Here is a 23,007-nt window from a genome sequence, read left to right on the forward strand (position 1 = left end):
CCCACGCCGCATCGATGAGGTTGCCTGCGTCTATTTAGTCATGTGACACGCTGGGAGATCTGCGTGAGTCTGCACACGTCACGCAGGTTAGAGGTTGTGGAAAAAGTCTCCGCCGAAGCTGCTGATGAAGAACTCACTGTCGCCAGAAGTTGAGAGGTTGGTGACAAGGAGCGTGACGCCGATCCCGAAGGCGATGTTGGCTTGGCGGATGCTGAAGACATTCCTGCTGTCCACTCCTTGCGCGTGATCGCCCTGATGGCGCATCTCCGAGAACCTGGCGATGCGGCGCGGTCCATCAAAGACGTGCAGCTCCGTGATCGCACTGTTCTGGCGTGCGTGGTACAGGACCAGCACCTTGTCCAGGGTGGCGCGGTCGTGTTCGGTGATTACCGGCGTTGGGATGGGTAGGTGGATCCACTCGCTCCGGCCGCCCGGGATTGTGAAGGTCACCCCGAAGCCCTGGCGGAGAGTGCGTAGATTGGCGGTCTCTGGAAATGCCGCATATCCCGACGCCCAGGACGCGAACAGCTTCTCTGCCACGATCATGCCTCTTCTCGTCGCTTGCTGACCTGCCAGGGGATCCCCTCGCAGCGTTCGCTGTCATACCAGCGAAGCCCTGCTCGCTGCCTCGGCCTGACTGCTATTCCGACATCAGGTCGGCCTGCTAGGGCCCCTTTAGGTTCGTCTGCATCGCGGGAATTGCCGTAGGTATCCCCTACTCAAGTGCATACCGACAGCTTCCGAACCCGGTGGCGAAGGCCGACCCTGGGCATGCTTCCACGTGGCGTAATTGGGCCACCGGTAGGAATCGTGCCGCACGGCCCAAACGAGCGGCATCGCCCCAGGTCACGGTGTGCGACTGTGCCACCCGCCGAGGCCGGTTTCGGTCCGTCGTTCGGGGGATGGGGCGCGATGCCGCTCGATAACGCTGGACCGGGCGTTTCCGCGAGTCGTGCTGCTCGCCAACAGCTTTTATGTCAAGCCATCCGCGAGCTCCCGGTTACGCAGCGTCGCTTTGGGCCGTGCGGCGCGATTCTTACCAGCACCCCATCTTCATGGCGCCCATCTTCATGCCGACAGCGCGCCGCCGCCAGCCGGCTGTGGCATGAGTGCGGCTTCGAGGCGGGTGGTCCGTGCGGCGCGCGGGATCGACGATGACATGGTGAGCATCGCGAGCAACGGGCTGATGTCCCTGCTGCGCGACGACCTGCACTTCGCGATGCTGCCCGAGCCGCGAACCTCGGTTATCACGGCCAAGGACGCGGTGGACGGCTGGGTCTCCGATGGGCTCTTCCAGCGCGGCCACGACGACTGGCGCTGTATCACCACGACGGTCAACCGCATGCCTGCCGCCGTGCTGTACCTCCGCACCCCCGACGACCCGGAGTACCGGCTAATTACCATCGCGGTCCTGCACATCGTCGACGAGTCCAGCGTGCGGGCCGCCGTCACCGAAGTCACCGCGGAATGAGTACCCCGACCAGCTGAACTCCAACGCGACAACGCGAACATCACCGCCCCGCCGGCGTTGCCGGCAGGGCATCTTCATGCCCGAAGATCATCGTCACGATCAACGACGCCGTCGTCCCTCATCTCCAGCGAGTCGGTCAACAGCTCACACGGAACGCAAGGAAGGGCCCGGGGAAGGTTCCCCCCCCATAGCCGAGGGTCACGGTGAGCACGCCGGGAAGGATTTCGACCTGGCCTCACGAGCCGAGCGTCTGGCCCGTGCTCATCGCCTCGTCTCGTATCGAGTCAGTACCACGCCGCCGGGAAACGTCCGCGTCTCCACCAGGTTCGGGTTCACCCAGCTGTCCAGGGCCGTGAAGAACGGCGTGCCGCCGCCCACCAGCACCGGGTGGGTGACCAGCAGGTACTCGTCGATCATCCCGGCCCGCATGGCCGCTGCGGCAAGTGTGGCGCCGCCGATGTCCGTGGGGCCGCCGTCTTCGGTCGACCGGGCTGGTCGTCGAGGAGAACACCACCTTCGGCATGTCCCGCCAGCGGCGGGCGTACTCGATCTCAGCCGGCGTGGCGCCGGGCTGCTGGTCGGCGGTCGGCCAGTGGGAGCTCATCGTCTTCCACAGCTTGCGCCCGTACAGCGCCAGGCCGGTCGCCCCCACCCGGTCGGACCACCACTGGAACAGCTCGGCGCTCGGCGATGAGTCCGGTCCCTCCCCCCACTCCAGCCGAGGTCGTCGCCGGGCGCGGCGATGTAGCCGTCCAGGCTCAGGTTCATGCCGAAGATCAGTTTCCGCATCATGCCGGCCTCTCGTGAGCCGATCTCACACGTACAGACGGGCACGGCGCGGAAACCTGATCGGTGCGCGATCTGCGTCCGCAGGTAGTCCTCGCGTTCCGGACTCGGCACGGCGTACTCGGCTGGGCTCGAGCACCACCCATCGGATCTCGACTTCACCCTCGTACGAGCATCATCTCTGGACCCGCATTTTCGCCCCCTACCGCGTCTCCGTGGTCGGCAGTCAGATCTTCGACAGGTCGATCACGTACAACGTCTTCCCCACCGTGTAGGCGAGCAGGCGGCCCGCGCGGTCGAAGCCGGGCAGGGAGACCGCGTAGCCGCCGTGTTCGGTCGGCTCGGCCTTGATGCCCAGGTCGCCCGACCGGCCGGTGCGCAGGTCGTACAGGGCGACGGCGATGAAGCGGCGGCCGTCGACCAGCGACGTGACGTGGAAGCGATCGTGGAGGGGGAGCGTCCTCGTGCCGGGGGAGTCGGGCAGGTCACGCCGGCCGGAGCCATCGCGCGAGCGGAGGAAGGACTTTCCCTCGCGGTGGCCGGCACACGAGGCCACCGAGCACGTCGTGACCTCCTCGCCGTCATGGACGACCGCCGTACGGGTCTCGCCCGTCTCCACATTGCGGATCTTGGCAAACGGCGGGCCCTCGGCCCGGTCATAGAGGCCGGGGGTGCCGGCCCAGGGCCAGGACAGCAGGTGCAGCGAGCCGGTGTCCGGCACCGGGCTCGCCGGGCCTCCGGACAGGGGGGCGGTGTGGACGCCACCCGCGCGGGCCGAGAAGACGATTCGGTCACCGACGATCTCGACGTGGTCGAGTCCGCGCTCGCCGGCCCGGACGGTGGTGGTCACCTCCGGGGCGCCGCCGGACAGGGGGGCGGTCGAGATCTGGATGATGCCGTCCTTGAGCATGCTCCACCAGGCGACCCGGTTGCCGCCGACGGTGAAGTCCGACGCGAACAGCACGGTGCCCTTGGGGGTGACCACGTCGGTGATCGCGCGGGGCTGGTGGGTGTCGAGGTCGTAGGCGTACAGAGTGCTGGTCTTCTCGTGGCTCGACCAGGTCGAGGCGAGCAGGGTGCGGTCGTCGATGAACTGGAGGGGGCGGAGTGTCACGCCGTCGGGAGTCTTGGCGGGGACCTTGCGCACGGCCTGCGGCCACACGTCCTCGACCGGCTGCGGGGGATCGATCGGGGTGGCGGTGGCGGCCGGGGACGGGTGGCCGGGGGTGCCCGGCTGCGGCCGGCCGGTGGTGATCCCGGTGGTGATCCCGGTGGTGATGCCGGCTACGACGACGACGGCCGCGGCGGCGAGGAGCGCCTGGGTGCGGTGGCGGCGTCTGCGGTAGTGGCCGTCCAGGCCCGCGGTCAGCGCGGCGGGCAGCGGGGGCGCGTTGCCGGCTGCGTGCCCGAGCGTGCGGCGCAGCGTCTCCTCGACCACGGCGTGGGACTGGGTGTGCTCGTCGCGCCGGGTCATCGGGTGCCTCCGGGGATCGGCAGGGCGTCGGCGGGGACGACGGCGCGGAGCTTGTCAAGGGCGCGGGAGGCCTGGCTGCGTACGGTGCCGCGGGAGATGCCGAGGACGGCGGCGATCTCCGCGTCGGCGAGTTGCTCGTAGTAGCGCAGCACCAATACGGCCCGTTGCTTGCGAGGCAGCCCGGCCAGTGCCTGCCACATGGCGCGTTCGTCGCCGCTGGGGAGCGCGTCGTGGTGCTCGCGGTCGGGCGGCTCGGCGGTCACCTGTTCGCGGGCGGCGCAGGCGCCAGGCGGCGATGTGCAGCCGGGCCATGGTCGTGCGGGCGTAGCTCTCCGGGTTGTCCTTGGACCGCAGCCGTGGCCAGGCCGCCCGCATCTTGAGCAGGGCCTCCTGCACCAGGTCGGCCGCGTCGTGCGGGTTCCCGGTCAGGACGTATCCGTACCGCATCAGCGCGTCACCCCGATCGGCGACGAACTCCGCGAACCTGGAGTCTTCATCCACGCTGCCTCTGCCTCTCATCGTTCTCTGTCACCTCCGAGAGCACGATCCAGCAGAAACTGTTGCAAAGAGGAGGGCCGCGCCAGGCCGGGGGCATCTGTCGCGGCCCTCTTTTCGCCGGGGAACCGCCCCGGTCGAAGAAAGCCGTTCAGGCGATCAGAGGCAAGGTGTCGGCGAAGACGCACCGGTCGGCTGGCCACATCGACGAGTTGCGATGGAGCCGGTGGCCATCTCGGTGATTGTTGATGTTGCTCTTCCAGCGCGCCGCGGCCCCTATGCTGTCCCGAAGATCACGGCTCGGTTCGTACGGAGGATGTCATGGGGGAGGCCGCGTTCTCCGCTGTCTTGCGAAGCCTGCTCGCGGCGGTCGAGGCTCGACCGGAGGACGTGGCGCTGCGCGTGCACACGGCGAAGCTGCTGCTCGACGAGGGGCATCCGGCGGCGGCGATCGCCCACTGCTCGGCGGTTCTGGAACGCGACGCCGGCAACGCGGAGGCCGTATCGGTGCTGTCCACGGCGACCGAACGTCTGCGCGACGGCGCTTCCGGAGCGGGGAGCCAGGACAGACCCGGCTTCGACTGGAGTGCCGCGGAGCACGAGATGTCGGGCATCGTGCAGCCCGCGTTCGTGGACGCACCCGCGGCCGACACCGGGGTCGAACGCCCGGCTCTGACCTTGTCCGATGTCGGCGGCTTGGAGGAGGTGAAGCGCCGGCTCGAACTCGCGTTCCTGTTGCCCATGCGCAACCCGGAGATGCGCCGCCTGTACGGCCGCAGCCTCCCTGGCGGCCTGCTGCTGTACGGGCCGCCGGGATGCGGCAAAACCTATCTCGCCCGCGCTGTCGCCGGCGAGCTCGGAGCGCACTTCCACGCCGTGTCCCTGGCGGACGTCCTGGACATGTGGACCGGCGCGAGCGAGCGCAACCTGCACGAGATGTTCGAGATCGCTCGCCGCAACACGCCCTGCGTGCTGTTCTTCGACGAGATCGACGCGCTCGGCCAGAAGCGATCACACCTGCGGACGAGCGGCGGGATGCGCGGCGTGGTCAACCAGCTCCTGACCGAGATGGACTCGGTGCGGAGCGACAACGACGGCGTCTTCGTCCTGGGCGCGACCAACCACCCCTGGGACGTGGACAGCGCGCTGCTGCGGCCAGGACGGTTCGATCGCCTGCTGCTGGTCGCCCCTCCCGACGCGCCCGCGCGCGCGGCGATACTCCGGCACCACCTGCGTGACCGGCCGCTGGAAGGCATTGACGTGGCGAGACTGGTCGAGCGCAGCGACCATTTCTCCGGCGCCGACCTGGCGCACCTCTGTGACACCGCCGCTGAGCAGGCGATGTGGGACTCCACGCGTACGGGTAAGGTGCGTCCGATCGGGATGGCGGACTTCGAGCGGGCGTTCGGGGAGATCAAGCCGTCCATCGGGCCATGGCTGCAGGACGCGCGCAACGTCGTGTTGTTCGCCAACGCCGCCGGGAAGTTCGACGACCTGCTCGCCTACGTCAAGAGCCGGGGGATGGCGTGAATAACGCCAAGAAAGCCCTCATCATGGCCCGCAACTACGCGGAGCTGGGGCGCTGGAAGGAAGCGCTGGACGCGCTGGCGCCCGCGCTGGCCTCGGAGGAAACGGCTCACGACGCCCTCTGTCTGCGGGCCGTCTGCCTGCTCAACGGCGATTCCGTCTTTCCCCAGGAGAAGCGAGCCCTCGAGACGGTGGAGTCCGCCCTTGGCCTCGATCCATACAGCGCGCGGGCGCACTGCCTGAGGGCCCATATCCTTCTCTGGCTCGGCAGGACGGGCGCCGCCCTCAAGGCCGCCACTGAAGCGGCGAGACTCGATCCGGACGGCGTGCCGACGCTGACGATGCTGTCCAGGTGCCAGATCAAGGCCTGCAGAGCCGATGACGCGTGGCGCACCGCCCAGGCGGCCGTCGAGGCGGATCCGCACGACCCGGCCGCCTACCTCGCGCTGGCCCGGGCCGCACGCGCGCGACGCGATCTGCAAGAGGCGGAGCGCGCCTACCGCGCCGGGCTCCGCCTGGATCCTCACCATGAAGACCTCGTGCTCGGTCTCGCTGACCTTCTGTACGTGGACAGCCGCCAATGGGAGGCGGCGGAGGCGTATCTCGCCGCGGCCCGGATCAACCCGAGGAGCGGCACGCTCCCCAAAGCGCTCGGAGAGGTCTGGTTCCTGCTGCGGACGTCCAGGGAGGGCTGGCAGCGGAACCCCAGGCCCATGGACGCGCCCCAGGTGGAAAGGATCGACGAGCTTCTCGCCGCCTCCTCGCCGCGGATCGAGGCAGCCGTGCGTGAACTCCTCGTCGCGATCGTCGAGGTCCGCACCGAAGTGGACGAGGCGCTGGAACAAGCCCTGAACATCCTGGGTACGCTGGCCGAATCCGTCGGCGCGCACCTCTTCGACTATCCGGCACCTGGCAAAATGATGCCGGCGTTCGACCATCCCATGCCCGAGCTGATCCCGCCCGAGAAGAATTGGCACATCCTCGGGATGAAGGCCGACCCGTTGCCCGGCTCGTCCTACCACGTCAACCTTGCCGCCGCGGGGTTGCGCTACGACGCGGAGCGCACGGCCGAGTATGGCGAGCAGTTCGGCACGGCCGCGACGACGGGCACCGACCTGCTTCTGGAGGACGGCGACGGCCATAACTTCCACGAGATCCTCCGTGTCATCCATGCCAGGACGACGCGGCTCGACGCCGCCTACCGCGCCTGCGCCGACGCTCTGTCGGCGTTCTCCGGCAGCCTGCAGGCGGCCCAGGACCAGGTCGAGGCCGCTCTGCGATGGGCCGAGGACGCGGTCAGGCAGCTCGAGTACGCGCAGGAGAAGGAGGAGTGGGAGAAGGAACGCCACCAGGCGATCGACGCCGCGATCGACGCCGTCGCCTGCTACGAGGAGGCCGAGGCCCGCTGCGTGCAGGCTGTTCGCGAGACGCTGCGGCAGTTGCGGGCCGGCTGACGGGAAGCGGCTCAGCCGGTGTAGTCGTGGGTATGGTCGTCCAGCCCGGCCATGGAGCTGGGGCGATGTCAACTGACTCCACGGTAGTGATCTTGTCGAGAACCGAACGAGACTCTCGACAAGATCAACAAGCTGCCTGTCATGCGTCGCCAAGCGAGCTGAGAGCACCGATGCTCAACTGGGCGCTCAGATCGAGACGCACCTCGCCGTAGGGGCGGACGTGCAGTCAGAACAGCGGGGTCAGTCCGCGCCGGTCGACCGGGGTGAGCAGGGCGGACCACTCGGGATCGGCGAGAACGTCTTGAAACATCAGGACATTCACCATGACCAGCGAGGCCTGCAAGATCCGACGACACAGAGTCGTCATCTCCACCTCGTCGCTCCGGTTGGTGGAGATCTCGCCGCCGCGGCCGTAGCTGATCACCGAGTTGGCGCGGTTCCACGGCTCGACCACGTTCAGCCCTTCCTCGATCTCTCGCTGCAGGTCGCGGTCGTACAAGTAGCGGGCGACGAACGTGGTGCGCGCCGCCCGGCCGATCTCCAGCATCGCCTGGTAGGCCGGGTGCGAGGCAGTGGGGGTGAAGCGCGACAAGATGGCCTCGGTGGAGGCGGTGCGGGTGCGGATCGCGGTGGCGTACTTGACGACCTGGTCGTAGCCTTTTGGCGATGATGTCCCAGCGGATCGGCCTGGTCATCGCCGACGCCAGGTTCGCGTACCGGGCCAGATCTCCGTAGTCGGCCTGGTGAAGCTTGACCCGGTTGAACTGCTTGATGCGCGGCAGCAGATCCACGTTCAGCAATCGAGTGACTCCGAAGCCAGGCTCTGGCTCCCCGTGTGAGTCCACGTAGTTGCCCTCGACCTTCATGGTGGTGCCGTGCCGGATGGCGCCCTCCACCATGGCGGCCACCTCGGAGGCCGATGCCTTGAGCGTCTGCGAGTGCACCACCACCGACCCGCGTTCGACGTGCCGATACACCAGGATCCCGCGGCCGCCGTAGCGGGAACACTCAGTGAACAGGTTCTGATCCCACGCGCGGAAGTGGGTGGAGTCGGAGGCGACCGCGGTGGAGCCCTGCCCCCACAGACCGGTGTCCCGGGCGGCGAAGGTGGCGTTGGCGATCTCGACCGCGATGGTGCGGCCACCTTCGGGGTCAGGTAACGGCGGCGGACGTAGCGCAGGTCCTCGCTGTGGGCGTGTGCGTCAGTCGCTCAGCCAGCACGTCCGGGTGCATGTGGCCGGTGCCGGTCGCCGCGGTCACCTCGGCCAGGCAGCCGGTGCGCAGGATCGCCTCCTTGAGGATGTCGATCAGCGGGACGGCACTCCAACGGCGGGCGACCTCGTTCTTGATCCGGCGCAGGTTGCGCGGCTCGGGGGCGGCCTCGATCGGCGTCAGCTTGATCGCTCCCGCCTTACGGTCGCTGATCTCCACCCAGTCCAGAGAGGGCAGCGCGTCGTTCAGCTTCGCCAGGGCGCTGGTCATCTCCTCGCGCGGGCTGTCGCAGAACTCTGTCGGGTCCAGGGGCTTGCGCAGCTCGCGGTAGTGCTCGGCGCGGCGTGCCTCGAAGTCGGTGGGCAGTCCTCGTCCGGGTTGCGCCACCGGTCGGCGCCGACGACCCAGATCTCCTTGCAGCGCAGCTGCTCCCGCAGGGTCTGGAAGGTGGCCACCTCGTACACCATGCGCGCCACGCGGCGTCGGCCGCGGGTGTCGTGCGGTAGACCAGGTCGGCCCAGTCCTTGAGGGTGCCCTTGTGCTCGGGCGTGGTCTCGCCGAGCGGGTAGTAGGTGGTGTTGCCGGCCTTGGCGTAGCGCTTGACCAGCTTGAGCGCGTCGATGACGGGTTGGTGGGCGGTGTTGTTGGAACGGAACTCCAGCACCTCCAGCAGCTCGATCAGGCCTCGCCGGTAGTGGTTGGTGTAGGAGGCCTTCAATGTGGTCTGCACAGTGCGCCGGTAGACCGGGCCCTTGGTCTTGAACTCGTGCACCAGCTCGCGCAGCGTCTGTTCGCCGCCGCGCACCGTGGGGAAGACGACCTCGCGCACCGTGCCGTCCGGCGCGGCCAGCGAGGCGTCGGCGATGGTAAACAGGAGGTTCTCCTTGCCCGATACCCGCTTGAAGGCGTTGATGAGCTCCTCGGTGACCTCCCGCTCCCGCTCCACCAGCAGACGGCCAGCAGGGTGACCGTGGCTTCCGGCGCGTTGCGGGCCCGCCGGCGCAGGTGCGAGGGAGACTCCACAGCATCGAATCCAGGCTCACGTTGCCCGGCATCGCCTTGATCGGCGACAGGACCGAGCCCTCATCCTCGTCAAGATCGTCATCGCTCTCCTCTCTCTCCAACTGCGGTGTTGCCGGCGGCCGCCAGGGCGAGCACCCGGACCACCGTCGCCGCATCCAGCCGCGCCGCGATCCGGTGAAACCATGCTTGCCCCGCGTTGTGCAGTGCCGACCGTACAATCCGAGTGATCCGCCCCGGTGAGGGCGGCTCTATCCGTTCGGCCCGGCACTGCTTGAGCAGTTCCTCGCGGACCCGGTCGGACTGTCGTTCGGCGTGCACGCGACGTTCACGGCCAGCCAGTCGGCGAGCTTGTCGGCGTCGGCGACCGACAATCCCGGAAGCCGGGATGGTCGCGGATCTCGCCGCGATGACGCTCGATCGTCCGGCCTGACCAGTCGTACAAGCCCAAGCTGCCAGCCGCCGTCTTGGTCTGCTTCGCGACGTAGTCCACCACTCGTCAGGAAACTCCGCCCGCCCACGCGGGAGGCGCCCGTGCTGCGTGAAGTACGTCAGCAACAGCGCGAAGGCCAGACGAGTGCCTTCCTGCTTCGCACTGACCAGGCCCACCTCATGCTCAGCACAGTCCAGTGCTCGATGAGTTCATCCATGCCAAGCGGCGGACGTTCCATGCCCATAGATCCGCGCCAGACGCTTCGGCATTACAGAAGGTCAGGCTAGGGATCTTCGAGGTTTGGCGGCCTATGACACATCGGTTGACGGCACCCCTAGTTCGGCCATCCAAACTCCGCCCGAAGTCATCTCTCGATGCCGGATGGACCCGGCGTATTCCCGGCGTATTCCATGCTGCTGCCGGCGAGTGCAACGATCACTCCGGTGAACCTCGGGCCGCCGGGATCGCTCATGTCAGAAGCCTCGTCGGAGGCCGTATTCCACCCTGGCACCAGGCGCTCCGGCGGGCTGATCTTCGTCCGAGAGAAGGAAGAACGATGAACCCGCTCAAAACGGTCACCGTCGGCGTCGCTGTCGCGGTGGCGAGCGTCATTCTCGCGCAACCGGCCTTGGCGGCGAGTTTTCAACGGGATGTCGGAGACGGGATCGTCCGCTACGCCGACCCTGCCAACGAGCTGTGCGTCCGGGCGGATGACACCACAGGGACAGCCTGGGTGGAGGTGACCCTGACCCGCCCGGGTGTGATCGGCAAGCCCATCGTCATCAGAGACGACAACATCCGGCACCCCGGCGCCACCTGTGCGGTGCTCCCCGGCTTCGAAGACGTCACCTACCGGGCCGTCCACGAGAGCTACTGGAGCGGGCGAGGCACCGTCCTGCGCGGGACGTTCACCTTCGGGACCTGACGCTCAGGCAGGGCCCCCGCACCGTCGATCGCCGCTCTTCGTCGCGATCGCCACGAGGCGATACCTCGCACATCTCTCCCCGCCGGCCACGCGGAGGGCTGAAGTGCACGCCCCAAGGCCAACCGAACCAACCGAGACATCTCTTGCTGGAGGGCTGTTGAAGACACGCATGCTGGGCGCCGCGCTGGGCATCGCAGCATTGAGCGGGCTGCTGGTGGCAAGCCCGGCGCAGGCGAGAGACGATGTGGCCTCCGCCCACGTGAACCCCTATCGCGACCACGGTGGCGGGTCCGTCCGGGCGGCCGTCGACTTCACCAGTCGGACGAGGGTCGTCTTTCGGAACTTCACGGTGCGCGACATCTGTCCCGGCGACAACGCTCCGGTGAAGGCTCAGATTGTCTGGGTTCACATGGACGGAACCAAGGGGAGAAGCGCCTGGAGGTCGGACACCAACGGCTGCGGCGCCCACGGCACCAACTTCGGAACCATTACCCACACCGGCAGCAAGCACATCAGAAAGGTCTACCTATCGCTGCGTGTCTACGCCCGATCAGGCGGGATCCGGGCTGTCGCCCTCAGCGACGACGAAGACAACGAGTACACCTGAGCCGATGGGGCCCGCGGCATGCTCAAGGGCGCCGCCGGCCTGTACGCGTACCTCTGCGCCCGCGAACCCTGGGGCCGAGCCACGTCCACCACAGGAACCGGCGTGGCCACGGAAGGAAGCCAGGCCCGAGTGCCGGGGCATTTCGGCCAGATCTATAGCGCTTCGTCCGCCGCACGCTGCGAGAAACCCCCCGCAAACGCTTCACCATTTTCCGAAACACGCTGCACATATGGGAGACGAGGCCAGAGTGGCCGAGTTCTCCAGGAAAGGATCACCATGCTCGGCATTGTCCGACGTTCTGCCCTTGCAGGCGCGCTCGCGATGAGCCTCGCCGCGGCCACCGTCGGCTTCGCACCTCCCTCGGCCGCGGCGACACCGCCGTACGGACTCCTCAAGCTGGTCTTCAGGTGTGCCCACGTGGGGGGCGTGTCGGTCACGGTCGTGGGTCCGGGCGTCGCGGCCAGCGCGCGCGACGACAACGGCACGCACTACTTCCGGGGCCGGCCCGGCGCCTACCGGGTGAAGCGCCTCGCGAACGGACGGATCGCACCGAGATCCAGGCTCATCCAGATCCCGAAGTTCTCGACCCGCACCGTCAATGTCTGCTCCCTCAAGTGGCCCGGGCGCCCGTGACCCTGGGCCGCCTTTCTTGATCTCGCCCTCGCCAGTGCCCTTCTTCCGGGCTCCCACGATCACTCTCGGGTGCGGGTGGGCCGCACCGGTTCCGGCGACTCTCGGCCGCTGGTCACACTCGCCCCGTTTCTGGGCTTCGTCGATGCGCGCCCGATTGTCGACGATCTCCATCAGGCGGGGCCGTTGTCGAGGGTCGACCTGCAGAGGTGAGGCGCATTCAATCGCCCGTAGCGAGGGGCTGCAGCTGACCGGTGAGGTGGCCTGCTGCAGCAGCTGACCAAACGGGTGCTGGAGTCGGCCCTGGAAGGCAAGATCACCGATCACCTCGGCCATGACCGGCACGACCCGGCCGGGAAGGACAGCGGCAACAGCCGCGATGGCAGTCGCACCAAGACCGTGGTGACCGACGTCGGCCCGGTCGAGGTGCGGGTGCCGCGCGATGTGGCGGGCACCTTCGAGCCCCAGTTGGTGCGCAAGCGGCAGCGCCGGCTGTCCGGCGTGGACGAGATGGTCTTGTCCCTGGACCATCTCCACCATCACCGACAAGCGACTGTTCGCGGTCACCCACCCCATTGGGTACACAAAGTAGCAGCATTGCTACTATAAGTGCATGACGAGCAGCGATTCGGCCGGTCAATACGGCAGGGAGTTGTGCGTGGGAGCGGTCGTTCCGCACACCGGCAGGCTGTCGCGGCTCGGCGACCCCCTCACCTTCGCCATCGAGTTCTTGCGCCCCGCTCTGCGTCACATCATCAACGGTAGACACCGCTATCCCGTGCGGCTGGCCTGGCGCGACAGCCGCTCCAACCCGGTCACCGCCCGCCAGGCCGTACGGGATCTCATCCAGTTGGACAACGCCCAGATCGTGGTGACCATGGCAGGCACCCAGGTGTTGCCCGCGGTGGCCGACACGTGTGAGGAACTCGGCGTGCCGTGCCTTTCCACCGCGTTCCCCTGGCAGGGTTTCGTGTACGGGCGCGGCGGCGATCCCTCGCGGCCTTTCACCTGGACAAACCACTTCGCCTGGGGCATCGACGACATCGCGGACGTCTTCGCCGAGTTGTGGCAGCGCTGTATGCCGCGTCCCCGCGTGGGCTGCGTATGGAACGACGATCTGCAGGGACAGCTGCTGCGCCATCCCGGGTACGGTTTCCTGCCCCGCGCGCGGGCGCGAGGCCACGTCATCAACGACCCGGGGAGTTATCACGAGCCTGCCGACGGCTTCGAGGGGCACATCCGTCAATTCCTGGACGAGGACATCGAGGTGGTCACCAGCGCTGCCACCGAGGCCGATCTCACGCTCTTCTACCGGCAGGCCATCGAGCAGGGACTACGGCCTCGCCTGATCACCTCCTCGCGCTGGCTGGCCTACCCGTGCACGGCCGAGGAGAGCGCGCTCGCTCGGGCGTGCGTGGCTACCTTGATCTACTGGTCCCCGCGCCACCCATACCGCTCCAGCCTGGATGCTACGACGACCGCACAACTCGCCGACGCCTACGAGCAGCGCGCAGGCAACCGATGGTTGCAGCCCCTGGGACTCGCCCACGCGTTGCTGGAAGTGGCCGCCCATGTCCTGGCCACTGCCGACGATCCGACCTGTCGGCGCTCGGTGGCCGCGACGGTCGGCCGTACCCGGCTTGACACCATCGCCGGAACACTCGACTGGACCGCTGGTCCGACCCCCAACGTGGCACTCGTGCCGCTGGCCGGCGGCCAGTGGCAGACGGGACGGCGCCATCGCAGCGAGCTGGCGATCGTGACCAACACGGGCCTGCCCGAGGTGGCCGTCGAGGCTGACCTCACGCCCACGCGCTGACACTCCTTGATCGTCCCCGTCCACCTGCTGTGAAGATCGGCCAACGTGCCACATATGTAAGAAGAGGTCAGCAGGCTCTGACCTGCGGCAAGAGACCATAAAGGCACGGAACTCCCAGAGCTGCGGCGAGCCGCCACTCGGTTGATCAGTGGGTACGGCGGGGTGCCAGGACTTCGGTGACCTTGGCGATGGCTTCGGCGCCGGGTTTGACGTCGCGCATGGCGGTGCGGGGGTTCTTGTGGCGGGTCTTGCCCATGATGAGCGGCAGCGGGATCTCGGCCTCGCCGATGTGGGTGGCGGCGCTGTGGCGCAGCTGGTGCAGGTCGAGCCCGGCGTGCTTGTCCAGCAGGACGCGAGCGCGGTCGTAGCCGAGGCGGGCGCGGCCGGTGTGCGGGCAGATGTCGGCGGCCGCGGGGCGGCGGGCCGGGACGGGGCGTCGTTCGGACAGGAAGAGCGGGCCGTGCGTGCGCGTGCTGCCGTCCGGCAGCGCCAGGACCTCCGCGGCCAGGACCTCCGCGGCCCGGGCCGCCGTTTCATAGAGCATCCGCCACAGCGTCTTCCTCCGGAGCGGGATGTCGCGGTGGGACAGCAGCCGATGATGGTGGTCTTGGCGACCGCGCGGGTCTCGTCGGCGCTCTCCTTACGCCGTTCGGCCTCAGCCGGCACTGACGGTGCGGCCCAGTGCTTCTTGGCCTGGCACCAGGACAGCCAGGAGGTGACGGCGGCGCGGTTGCGGTTCCAGGCCGCCGGCGCGCTCGCTCCCCACAGCTCGGTGAGCGCGGTGCCGATCTCGTCGTCGGCGACGTCGGCGAGCGGCCGGTCGCGGCCGAGCGGCGCAGTGATGCGGTCGATGGCCGAGGCGTAGGCGCGGTGGATGTTGGGGTTGGCCGCGCGCGGGGTGGCGAGAAAGGCGTCGGCGGCCGAGGCGAGACTGACGTGCCCGCCGCGTAAGGCGGCGACCCTCGGCGCTGGGCTCATGCCGGCCGCCCGGCAGTGCTGATCGTGCCGGGCCGAGCGATGTACCGGATAACGTGCCGGAGTCGCGCACCGCCCCGGTAGAGGGTTGTCCTGGTCGCCGCGCCGCCGTGATCGCTCATGTACGCAATAAGCCATTATCACGTACATGACTGTGGCCATCGTCGGCCTGATCGTCATGACCTTTGTTCTGTCGCAGCGAAGGTTGAGCGATTCTCATCGAAGTTTGAGCGATCGTGGCTCTACCGCTGTGCTCCCCAGCCGCCTCCTGGCGTTTGCCGCGGTCGATGTCAGCTGCCGGGGTGCCCAACTCGGCGCTTGGGCAGAACCGGACCGGGTCACTAGGGAGTGTCTGACAATTCGGTGTTGCGGAGCCAGAGCATGAGCGAGGCGATGGTGGCGCCTGCCAGGTAGCGGCTGGCCAGCTTGTCGAAGCGGGTGGCGGTGGCACGCCATTGCTCGAGTTTGCCGATGCAGCGCTCGACCAGGTTGCGCTGCTTGTAGGTGCGGGCATTGAAGGCGTGCGGGCGGCCACCGCGACTGCCCTTGCGTTTGCGGCTGGCGATCTGGTCGCGGCGTTCGGGGATGACCGCCTTGATGCCGCGCCGGCGCAGGTCGAGGCGGATCTCGCGGGTGGAGTAGCCCTTGTCGCCGATCAGCTTGTCCGGGGCGGGTGCGTGGGCGGCCGCCGTTCGGGCGGCGCAGCCGGAGCTTGGCCAGCACGGCCTCGAACTGGGTGCAGTCCACGATGTTGGCGCCGGTCAGGTGCAGGACCAGCGGCAGACCCCGGGCCTCCACCAGCAGGTGCAGTTTGGTGCTCAGCCCGCCGCGGGACCGTCCGAGCGCCTGCCGGTTTTGCGATTGCTTCGTATCGATCGTCCCGCCGTCGTCCCCCTTTTACGGGCCCCGGCGGCGTGCTGGTGGGCGCGGGCGATGGTGGAGTCGATGCTCACGGTGAACTCGACCTGGCCGAGGGAGCCGTCCTTGATCTGCATCTCCTCCAGCAGCTGGGCCCAGGTGCCGTCATCGTCCCAGCGTTTGAACCGCTCGTAGCCGGTCTGCCAGGGCCCGTACCGCTCGGGGATGTCCCGCCACGGCGTCCCGGCTCGCAGCCGCCACAGGATGCCGTCGATCACCTGCCGGTGATCACGCCAGGGACGGCCCCGGCCATCGGCCACCGGCAGCAGCGGCTCGATCCGCGCCCACGCCTTGTCGGTCAACTCACCACGTCGCACCACGATCGACCATTCAAGCGTGCACGTTGATCATTTGTCAGACACTCCCTAGGTCGGGGACTTGCTGAGGTTCGACCGTCCCAAGGTGTATTTGCGTTGGGTGCGGCTCCTTTTGAGGGAGTGGCTGAGCAGAGAGCGCAGCGCCACCACCTCGCCCGGTCGCACCGCTCCGTTAAATGCCGCCGCCACTCCCGACTGTGGCGCTACCGTGAGTTCGGTGGGTGATCGCGAGATGGGGGTTTGGCCGCACATCACCGTGGCTAAGAAAAGGCGGCCGGGCGGCCTGTTCCGCACCCGGAACTTCGGCCTGCTGTGGGCTGGGGAGTCGGTCAGCGGGTTAGGCTCGGCGATCACCACGGTGGCCGTCCCGTTCTTGGCGATAACCGTCCTGCATGCCAGCACCGGCACGGTGGCCCTGCTGACCGCAGCCAGCTGGCTGCCCTGGTTCTTGATCGGCCTCCCGGCCGGTACCTGGGTTGACCGCTGGCCGCGCCGCCGCATCCTCGTGTCCGCCAACCTGGTGTCCGCCGCGGTCTTGACCGCTATCCCGGTCGCCGCCTGGACCGGTGTGCTGACCGTGCCCATGCTGCTGGCCGCGGTGCTGATCGCCGGCACGTCCAGCATGTTCTTTACCTTGGCATTCAACGCCTACTTGCCGCACCTACTGGCCCCGGATGACCGGATGGAGGGCAACGCCAAGCTCCAGGCCAGCGCCTCGGCCGCCGAGATCGCCGGCCCGGGCCTCGGCGGTCTGCTCACCGAGGTGGCCGGAGCGGTCGGCGGCCTGCTCATCGACGCGGTCACCTTCATCGTCTCGGCCGCCTGCCTGCTCAGATTGCGGACCACGCCCGAGCCGAGGGCGGCGGCGGGCGAGCGGCCCGGCATGCTCCGGCAGCTCAGCGAAGGCCTAGGGTACTTCAAGTACGGCGAGTTCATGCTGCCCATGCTTATCGTGGCGGCGATGATCAACCTCGGGATGCTCGGCGTGTTCTCGCTGCGCATCGTCTTCCTAGTGCGCGCTGAAGGTATCGCGCCGGGAACTGTGGGCGGCCTGATCAGCCTCGCCAGCCTGGGCGGCCTGCTGGGCGCCGTGCTCGCGTCCCGGGCCGTCGCCCGCTTCGGCAGCGCACGCACCTACGTGGGGGTCAATGTCGTGACCGCGCCGTTCATGCTGCTGCTGCCAGCCAGTGGCCCTGGCTGGCAGCTGGCACTGTTCACGGTGGGATCGTTCGTGGTCATGCTCGGCGCCACGATGTCGGGCACCGTCACCGCTACCTTCCGCGTGAACTACATACCGGCGCACCTCCTGGGCCGGGTCACGGCGGTCTCCCGGTTCGTCATCTCCGGCACCGTGCCGCTCGGCGCAGCCACTGCCGGCGTCCTGGCGACAGCCTTCGGGGTCGGCGTCGCGATGTGGGTGTTGGCCACCTTCTTCGCCGTCTCCCCGCTGCTCCTGCTCGCCACCTCAATGCGCAGCATGCGTGACTTCCCGGCCCTCCCCAGCCAGCCTCCCGGTATGCAGCAATGATGATCAACTTCGCTGAAGCATGAAAAAAGTTGCGCCTGACCTGCGAGGATTCGAGTACCGCGTCCGTCTCCAGCGCAGAAACAGGTGCACCTTTCTTTCGAACTCGAGACTTTTCTCCACCGGCCAGCGCAACCCGGCTGCGGCGATCAGGCGGGGCTGAGCACCGGGCCGGCCTGCGGGGACGAAGCAGTAGTGGCAGGCCAGCTCGCTGGTCCTGCGGTGGTTGCGGACCAGCAACGACGATCTGCCCGAATACTGGCGCCATCACCTCGGCCAAGAACATCAACGCGTCCACGGCCGACACGACTACGAGCTCATCGCCTGATCAGCTCGGTCCCTCAGAAAGAGCCGCACCCATTTGCGTTCGGCGCGTTGTGTTCGCATGCGCTGGCCGTACATCTGCTTCTGGGTGCGCTGCGAGCTGACGTCGTAGGCCACCTCGACGCGTATTGTCCAAGCCGTCGAACGCCATGCGCGAGGTCCCGGCGAGCGGAATCAGGAGTTCGCCGGCCATGAAGTCGGCTTCCTCTTCTGTTTCTCGTCGACCTGGCGCTTGTGCTCCTCCCCTGAGGTTCACGTTGGTGGCCGAAACGACGCGGATCTGAATCCCGGCACCGCGCTGCAGTCTTTCATCGCCAGGGAACACGCCTTACGTGCCTGACAAGATCATCTCACTCTGACCTGCTGGAAGAGGCCAAGAACCCCAGATAACCATCGAGTTCTTACCTGGCGAAAGCTCAAGAGGGCGGATTGGCGGCAGCGGTGTTCGCCGCGGTGGCGACGCCGCGCATGGCGACGTCGAGACCCTGTCGCGTCGCTTCCAGGACCTGCTGCGGCCTGTCGCCGTGCTTCATGCTGACCAGCCGGGTGACGTTGGCGGCGCCCAGCAATGCGCCGATGATGCCTGCGGCGATGATCCGGTCGAGCCGGTCGGGGTAGGCCGCGTGCAGCGCTTCGGCGAGTCGCAGCTGGGCGTCCTGCAAGTCATGCATCGTTCGGGCCTGCAGCTCCGGCACTGTCAGGATGAGCCGCACACGCAGCGAGTAGGGGATCGCGGTGACCTCGTCGCTCTCGCCGTTGAGGTCGGCGAATGAGGTGATGAGCTCTTGCCCGAGGCGTGCCAGCAGGTCGGCCGGCTGCTCGTCTGGGCCGCGCTCGGAGATCACCCTCAGGGCGGTGTCCAGGCGCTGCCGGTCGCCGGAGAAGAGGATGTCCTCCTTGCCGCCGAAGTAGTTGAAGAGCGTCTTGGTGGAGACCTCGGCCGCCGCCGCGATCTCCGCGACCGTGGTCTGCCCGTATCCCTTCTCCGCGAACAGCCGCGCCGCGGCCGCGACCAGCGTGCGGCGCGTGGACTCCTTCTTGCGTTCCCTCAGGCCCAGCGTCTGCTCCATGGCCATACTCTACATGGAAGGCAAGTTTACATGCCAGGGAAAATTTAACTAGGTTGCAAATATCCTTCGTGTGTAGTTTTATGGCTCGTGTTCACCCGGCCCACCCAGCCCGCGAACCGGACATCGTTCGTTTCCGCATGTCGCTGCCCGCACGGCCAGCGGCGTCGAAGCAAGTCGTCCTGGTCACCCCCGGACGCTGCGGTCCCATTGACCTCGGCGCCCGGTGGTCTCCACCGAACCGCGATCGCCCATCGCCGGTGAAGATCCAAGTGGGACGCCCCTGGGCCGTCTCGGCCGGCCACATCACGCTCCTGCACCTGATGCAACCCCTTAAGCCCGCAACGGCTGAGAAAGGAAAGGGATAACGCCCATGTCCATCGAAGAGACCAAGGCCATTGTCCGTCGCTACCTGGCCGGTGGCAGACAGAACTGGGAAGCGGTCGTTGACCTCGACCGGATGCGGGTCGTCGACACACCCGGCATGCCCGACACCGACGATTGGGAGATCCTTCTCGCACACGGCGAATCGGACAACCCACGGGAGTTCTTCGAGAACCTGAGCGGAGGCGTCCAGGACATCATCGCCGAAGGGAACAAGGTGGTCGTGCGATGGACCATGAACGGCACGGCCAAAAAGCCCTTCAAGCACCCTCTCCTGGACGTCACGATTCCGGTCGGCACCACAATCGCGCGCAGGGGAATCAGCATCTTCACGCTGGACGCGGGAAAGGTCATCGAGGAACGGACCTACGAGGACCGGCTGGGCGTGCTCGAGCAACTCGGCTTGGCGCCGACCGCCCCGTGAACGGCGGCGCCTGACGGCACCGGCCGGCGAGCTCGACCGGCGCCTCGTCCGCCCGCTCGGCATGACGGGAACCTACCAGGCCACCAAGCCCCCGCAGGGTATCAAGGGCCCGCACGGGCACGGCTACTACCCCGACTCCACCGGCACCCTGCGCGACGTGCACCGCTTCAACGCCAGCTGGGGCAACGGCGCCGGCGGCGTCGTCTCGACCACGCAGGACGTCAGCACCTTCCGGCGGGCCTTCGACCAGGGCAGGCTGCTGCCGCCGTCGCTGCAGGCGGTCCTCACCGGCACCCTGCGCGCAGCAGGGCACGGGCCTGTGCGGAGGAAAGCTGAAAGGCCAGATGCTCGGCGGCTCGGCACCCGGCCTCACCACACTGACCTTCTCCTCGGCCGGCGGCCGGCAGCAGTTCGCCATCTCCATCACGCGGAGCACCGTCGACGACAACGCCATTGTCCCCGCGGTGATCAAAACCGTCGAAGCCGCCCTCTGCCCGACGGCTTGAGCCCTGCCCCACGGCTTGATGCCTACTCGACGCGTCCGGCCTGGTAGGCGCAGCACCGACGCTAACTCGTCGGCCAGGTCGGGGAAGGCGGCCACGACGCCGCTCGACCGCTTGGCCAGATCGGTCTCCATGCGACTTGCCCATCAAATGCCCAGAAAAGGACCAGGCTTGATTCTCAGAAACCCTTGTTACTGAGACGGCCCGCCGGCAGGAGAGCGGCCGCGTGTATGGGTGACAGCGTGATCTTCGTCCCGGCGAGGCTCCCAAGCGTCTCCGCCGTAATCACTCGTGAGCGGGCCATTCCTCGGCCAGGAGCGCGTATGAGAGACCGTCGAGCCATCCCTTGGTGCGGTGGAGTGAGTCTCTCACCGTGTGCTGTTCGCGGCGCATCCCGACCCGCTCCATCAGCCGCCACGAGGATTCGTTGTCGTAGAAGCAGTCCGCGTGCAGGCGGCGCAGGCCAAAACTCTTGAAGGAGATGTCGATGAGGGCGCGTACCGCTTCGGTGGCGTAGCCCTTGCCGCCGTAGGAGGGATCGAGCGTCCACCCGAGCTCTCCTTGTACGCTTTCCGCCTGGTCAGCGACCTCTTCCTGGGCCCAACCGTCCTGGACCTTCAGTGTCAGGTCGCCGATCACCCGGCCGTCCAGTTCGACGATGAGCAGATCTACGAGCCGCTCCTCGCGGAGGAAACGCTCACGGTAGTCGCCGTAGGTCACTGTGGCGGCCGCGACCCATTCGTGAGTCTCCGGCAGCTGCCGGAAGGCCCAGGTCGCGTCCAGGTCGTCGGGGGCAGCCCGGCGCAACAGCAGCCGCTCGGTGGAAATCGGCCAGTCCAGCGTGTCAAGAGGGTGACGCATGGGCCCTCATACTGACAGCGGGCTGTGGTGATACACAAACGGATTACTGCGGACGACGTCTCCGACAACGACGCGGCGATCGCCCTACAGGAACCGACAGGACACCGAAGCGACCAGGGCTCCCGGAAACCCGCGTCCTGAAAATCAAGTGGGCCCGGAGGCCGGGGCGGGATTGGTCGGGTGTCACAGGGCGGGCGGGGTCGTCGGCTCCGTCTGGGGGGGGCGTGGCGGAGGGCGTCGGCGACGGCGTACCGCGAAGCTCGGACGAGCAAGGCGCGTTCAGATCAGTCGGTTCGAAGACGACCTCGGGAATCAGTGCAGAGGACTTCAGAAACCGACACGCGAAAACGGTCAACCTCCGGGAACGCCGTCTCATATAGGTGGTCCGGTGAAGGGGAGCTCAACGGTATGCCCGTGCGTTCCATCTGCGATCAGGGATTCCGAAGACGTACGTGACAATGGCCGCTTCTCCCGTACGTGAGCGATCATGACGGGCGTGCTGAGCAGGCGATCCACTTCCCCGGCCGCCGCGCGACTCCGGCACGTCATCCGGTACATCGTCCCAGCCCACGGTTCCGCGCGGTGGCTGGCGTGAGTGCGGCATCGCAGGTCCCCGCGCTGCGCGACGGGACACGTGACGCTCATCGCGGTCGCCTTCCTGGCCACGCCGCGCACAGCCAACGCCAACACTCCCCGCGCCTCAGCCCTCGACCGCGTCATCGCCTGCCTTCGCCGAACCCCCTGGGCACGCCTTCGATACAACATGCCTTCAAGACCGGTTAACGTGCCTGACAAGATCATATCGCTCTGACCTGCGAGAAGATGCCAAGAACCCAAGATAGCCATCGCTACCACGTCGAACATGCCGAGAACCTCGCAGCCGAGGGTGGCGGAACATGGAAGACCTACGCTCTTGGCGATCACACAAAGTGACAGATGGATCCGCTCGGCCGGAGAACTCAGATCAGTCAATCAACGGCCCCTGCCAGTTGGCGAAGCGTGTTCGCTGGTCAGTCATATCCGCACGGGAAGATCACGGCAGAGATGCTGGTCGTTCCCCTGCCGGAAACGCGAACCAAGATCCACTCAATGTTGCATCTGGCCGGGCCTCATTCCGGATGGATCGTCACTACGTTCCAGCGTGCTGGCATGCCGTCGCCATGGCACGCCACTGCGGTCGCTGACCTGCCGCAATCAGCATGCCTCCACTGGGGACGAGCCCTATGATCAGGTTCGTCCTGATCGTTGAAATTCGGAGAAGATGTCAATCTCATGCGCCGTGCCATGGTCCTTCTGGGTGGCGCCGCCCTCGCCCTCGGCGCGTTCGTCCTCTTCTATCGGGGCCCGGGACAACCGTTCATCCGCGGTTACGTGAGTGACGTCGCCGCCACCATGTTGGTCTACGCGTTCGTGGGGCTGCTGTGGCGCACCACCGCCGCACGTCGCACCCTGGCCACGGCCGGGATCGCCGCTGCCGTCGAGTTCTACCAAATAGTCGGCATGACCCCGCCGGGCATCGGCGGTGTCCTGGTCGGCGCGTTCCCCGACCCATGGGACCTGGTCGCCTATGCCATCGGTGTGGTCGCGGCCTTGCTCTGGGAACGCCGAGTGGTCCGATCCGGCGCTCAGACCGGTTGACTCTCCGTGACGTTCCAAGCCCTCGGCAGGAGAACTCAGGTCACTTGATAACGGCCCCTGCCAGTACCGGCCCCCAAGAAGCGCGGTAGGCCTAGTACTCCAGTGACACTTCGCGATCATGGTTCGGATCTGCGCTGGTAGTGGCAGTGCCGGGCGGTGGCCTGGTGGCGTCGGCGCCAGTCTGACCAGCGCAGAAGATCCGCGACGGAGCGGTGCCG

22 protein-coding genes and 6 pseudogenes are annotated in these 23,007 nt (G+C 67.4%); 13 read left to right on the plus strand and 15 right to left on the minus strand.

What is annotated here, in order from left to right:
- Positions 1–87 precede the first annotated feature (87 nt).
- Positions 88–546, minus strand: coding sequence for a DUF6623 family protein (locus ACTWPW_RS49090; protein ID WP_375118707.1), 459 nt, complete (start codon positions 544–546; stop codon positions 88–90).
- Positions 547–1,159: 613 nt separating this feature from the next.
- On the opposite strand from ACTWPW_RS49090, the gene ACTWPW_RS49095 reads away from it, so the two are divergent.
- Positions 1,160–1,471 carry a hypothetical protein gene (locus tag ACTWPW_RS49095; RefSeq protein ID WP_443172864.1) on the plus strand — a complete coding sequence of 104 codons (312 nt, stop codon included), beginning with the start codon at positions 1,160–1,162 and terminating at the stop codon, positions 1,469–1,471.
- A gap of 261 nt (positions 1,472–1,732) precedes the next feature.
- Here the strand turns inward: ACTWPW_RS49095 and ACTWPW_RS49100 are convergent.
- From ACTWPW_RS49100 to ACTWPW_RS49115, 4 genes and pseudogenes are all read right to left on the minus strand, one after another.
- Positions 1,733–2,260 (minus strand): annotated as a pseudogene (locus ACTWPW_RS49100) (dihydrofolate reductase family protein).
- Between the two features lie 223 nt (positions 2,261–2,483).
- On the minus strand, positions 2,484–3,731 hold the full coding sequence (locus ACTWPW_RS49105) for a hypothetical protein (RefSeq protein WP_443172865.1): 1,248 nt from the start codon (positions 3,729–3,731) through the stop codon (positions 2,484–2,486).
- A complete protein-coding gene (locus ACTWPW_RS49110; protein ID WP_375118710.1) occupies positions 3,728–3,994 on the minus strand; it encodes a sigma-70 family RNA polymerase sigma factor in 267 nt (88 codons plus the stop codon). The genes ACTWPW_RS49105 and ACTWPW_RS49110 overlap by 4 nt, the downstream gene beginning before the upstream one ends.
- 73 nt (positions 3,995–4,067) lie before the next feature.
- Positions 4,068–4,250: pseudogene (locus ACTWPW_RS49115) on the minus strand (sigma factor); the annotation flags it as partial.
- Positions 4,251–4,547: 297 nt separating this feature from the next.
- On the opposite strand from ACTWPW_RS49115, the gene ACTWPW_RS49120 reads away from it, so the two are divergent.
- The gene (locus ACTWPW_RS49120; protein ID WP_443172866.1) at positions 4,548–5,756 is read left to right on the plus strand and encodes an AAA family ATPase; all 1,209 of its coding nucleotides are present in this window, start codon (positions 4,548–4,550) and stop codon (positions 5,754–5,756) included.
- Positions 5,753–7,207 carry a tetratricopeptide repeat protein gene (locus ACTWPW_RS49125; RefSeq protein ID WP_443172867.1) on the plus strand — a complete coding sequence of 485 codons (1,455 nt, stop codon included), beginning with the start codon at positions 5,753–5,755 and terminating at the stop codon, positions 7,205–7,207. The genes ACTWPW_RS49120 and ACTWPW_RS49125 overlap by 4 nt, the downstream gene beginning before the upstream one ends.
- A gap of 226 nt (positions 7,208–7,433) precedes the next feature.
- Here the strand turns inward: ACTWPW_RS49125 and ACTWPW_RS49130 are convergent.
- The 4 genes and pseudogenes from ACTWPW_RS49130 to ACTWPW_RS49145 all read right to left on the minus strand — a co-directional run.
- Positions 7,434–7,850, minus strand: a pseudogene (locus ACTWPW_RS49130) (Tn3 family transposase); the annotation flags it as partial.
- A 25-nt stretch (positions 7,851–7,875) separates the two neighbouring features.
- Positions 7,876–8,340: pseudogene (locus ACTWPW_RS49135) on the minus strand (Tn3 family transposase); the annotation flags it as partial.
- A 19-nt stretch (positions 8,341–8,359) separates the two neighbouring features.
- Complete coding sequence (locus ACTWPW_RS49140; protein WP_443172868.1) at positions 8,360–8,689, minus strand: hypothetical protein; 330 nt, start codon at positions 8,687–8,689, stop codon at positions 8,360–8,362.
- Entirely contained in the window at positions 8,619–9,365 is a 747-nt protein-coding gene (locus ACTWPW_RS49145; RefSeq protein WP_443172869.1) for a hypothetical protein, read from the minus strand. Before ACTWPW_RS49145 ends, ACTWPW_RS49140 begins: the two co-directional genes overlap by 71 nt.
- A 1,063-nt stretch (positions 9,366–10,428) precedes the next feature.
- Between ACTWPW_RS49145 and ACTWPW_RS49150 the strand changes: the two genes are divergently transcribed.
- The 5 genes and pseudogenes from ACTWPW_RS49150 to ACTWPW_RS49170 all read left to right on the plus strand — a co-directional run bounded on the left by ACTWPW_RS49150 (position 10,429) and on the right by ACTWPW_RS49170 (position 13,853).
- Positions 10,429–10,797: a hypothetical protein gene (locus tag ACTWPW_RS49150; RefSeq protein WP_443172870.1), complete on the plus strand. Its 369-nt coding sequence runs from the start codon at positions 10,429–10,431 to the stop codon at positions 10,795–10,797.
- A 157-nt stretch (positions 10,798–10,954) separates the two neighbouring features.
- On the plus strand, positions 10,955–11,404 hold the full coding sequence (locus ACTWPW_RS49155; RefSeq protein WP_375118717.1) for a hypothetical protein: 450 nt from the start codon (positions 10,955–10,957) through the stop codon (positions 11,402–11,404).
- A 276-nt stretch (positions 11,405–11,680) separates the two neighbouring features.
- Positions 11,681–12,037: a hypothetical protein gene (locus tag ACTWPW_RS49160; RefSeq protein ID WP_375118718.1), complete on the plus strand. Its 357-nt coding sequence runs from the start codon at positions 11,681–11,683 to the stop codon at positions 12,035–12,037.
- Positions 12,038–12,200: 163 nt separating this feature from the next.
- A pseudogene (locus tag ACTWPW_RS49165) lies at positions 12,201–12,559 on the plus strand (transposase); the annotation flags it as partial.
- Positions 12,560–12,647: 88 nt separating this feature from the next.
- Positions 12,648–13,853: an ABC transporter substrate-binding protein gene (locus ACTWPW_RS49170; RefSeq protein WP_443172871.1), complete on the plus strand. Its 1,206-nt coding sequence runs from the start codon at positions 12,648–12,650 to the stop codon at positions 13,851–13,853.
- 145 nt (positions 13,854–13,998) lie between these two features.
- Here ACTWPW_RS49170 and ACTWPW_RS49175 read toward each other — a convergent pair whose 3' ends face one another.
- On the minus strand, positions 13,999–14,397 hold the full coding sequence (locus tag ACTWPW_RS49175; protein WP_443172872.1) for a hypothetical protein: 399 nt from the start codon (positions 14,395–14,397) through the stop codon (positions 13,999–14,001).
- A gap of 144 nt (positions 14,398–14,541) precedes the next feature.
- Here ACTWPW_RS49175 and ACTWPW_RS49180 point away from each other — a divergent pair, with 144 nt between their 5' ends.
- Positions 14,542–14,718, plus strand: a complete 177-nt coding sequence (locus ACTWPW_RS49180; protein ID WP_443172873.1) for a hypothetical protein — start codon at positions 14,542–14,544, stop codon at positions 14,716–14,718.
- 451 nt (positions 14,719–15,169) lie between these two features.
- Here the strand turns inward: ACTWPW_RS49180 and ACTWPW_RS49185 are convergent.
- Both ACTWPW_RS49185 and ACTWPW_RS49190 read right to left on the minus strand, forming a co-directional pair.
- Positions 15,170–15,538: pseudogene (locus tag ACTWPW_RS49185) on the minus strand (transposase); the annotation flags it as partial.
- Positions 15,539–15,646: 108 nt separating this feature from the next.
- Positions 15,647–16,066 carry an IS5 family transposase gene (locus tag ACTWPW_RS49190; RefSeq protein ID WP_443172874.1) on the minus strand — a complete coding sequence of 140 codons (420 nt, stop codon included), beginning with the start codon at positions 16,064–16,066 and terminating at the stop codon, positions 15,647–15,649.
- A 214-nt stretch (positions 16,067–16,280) separates the two neighbouring features.
- On the opposite strand from ACTWPW_RS49190, the gene ACTWPW_RS49195 reads away from it, so the two are divergent.
- Positions 16,281–17,591 carry an MFS transporter gene (locus ACTWPW_RS49195; RefSeq protein ID WP_443172875.1) on the plus strand — a complete coding sequence of 437 codons (1,311 nt, stop codon included), beginning with the start codon at positions 16,281–16,283 and terminating at the stop codon, positions 17,589–17,591.
- 737 nt (positions 17,592–18,328) lie between these two features.
- Here the strand turns inward: ACTWPW_RS49195 and ACTWPW_RS49200 are convergent.
- Positions 18,329–18,982: a TetR/AcrR family transcriptional regulator gene (locus ACTWPW_RS49200; protein ID WP_443172876.1), complete on the minus strand. Its 654-nt coding sequence runs from the start codon at positions 18,980–18,982 to the stop codon at positions 18,329–18,331.
- A gap of 370 nt (positions 18,983–19,352) precedes the next feature.
- Between ACTWPW_RS49200 and ACTWPW_RS49205 the strand changes: the two genes are divergently transcribed.
- On the plus strand, positions 19,353–19,787 hold the full coding sequence (locus tag ACTWPW_RS49205; protein WP_443172877.1) for an ester cyclase: 435 nt from the start codon (positions 19,353–19,355) through the stop codon (positions 19,785–19,787).
- 126 nt (positions 19,788–19,913) lie between these two features.
- Here ACTWPW_RS49205 and ACTWPW_RS49210 read toward each other — a convergent pair whose 3' ends face one another.
- Positions 19,914–20,075 (minus strand): hypothetical protein, encoded by a 162-nt coding sequence (locus ACTWPW_RS49210; RefSeq protein ID WP_375117066.1) that lies wholly within the window; start codon positions 20,073–20,075, stop codon positions 19,914–19,916.
- A gap of 56 nt (positions 20,076–20,131) precedes the next feature.
- Here ACTWPW_RS49210 and ACTWPW_RS49215 point away from each other — a divergent pair, with 56 nt between their 5' ends.
- A complete protein-coding gene (locus ACTWPW_RS49215; protein ID WP_443172878.1) occupies positions 20,132–20,293 on the plus strand; it encodes a hypothetical protein in 162 nt (53 codons plus the stop codon).
- A gap of 282 nt (positions 20,294–20,575) precedes the next feature.
- On the opposite strand, the gene ACTWPW_RS49220 is transcribed toward ACTWPW_RS49215, so the two are convergent.
- Positions 20,576–21,151 carry a GNAT family N-acetyltransferase gene (locus tag ACTWPW_RS49220; RefSeq protein WP_443172879.1) on the minus strand — a complete coding sequence of 192 codons (576 nt, stop codon included), beginning with the start codon at positions 21,149–21,151 and terminating at the stop codon, positions 20,576–20,578.
- A gap of 1,284 nt (positions 21,152–22,435) precedes the next feature.
- On the opposite strand from ACTWPW_RS49220, the gene ACTWPW_RS49225 reads away from it, so the two are divergent.
- Positions 22,436–22,789, plus strand: coding sequence for a DUF2809 domain-containing protein (locus ACTWPW_RS49225; RefSeq protein ID WP_375117069.1), 354 nt, complete (start codon positions 22,436–22,438; stop codon positions 22,787–22,789).
- Positions 22,790–23,007 lie beyond the last annotated feature (218 nt).

Source organism: Nonomuraea sp. KM90 (genome assembly GCF_052246675.1).
Lineage (GTDB): Bacteria > Actinomycetota > Actinomycetes > Streptosporangiales > Streptosporangiaceae > Nonomuraea.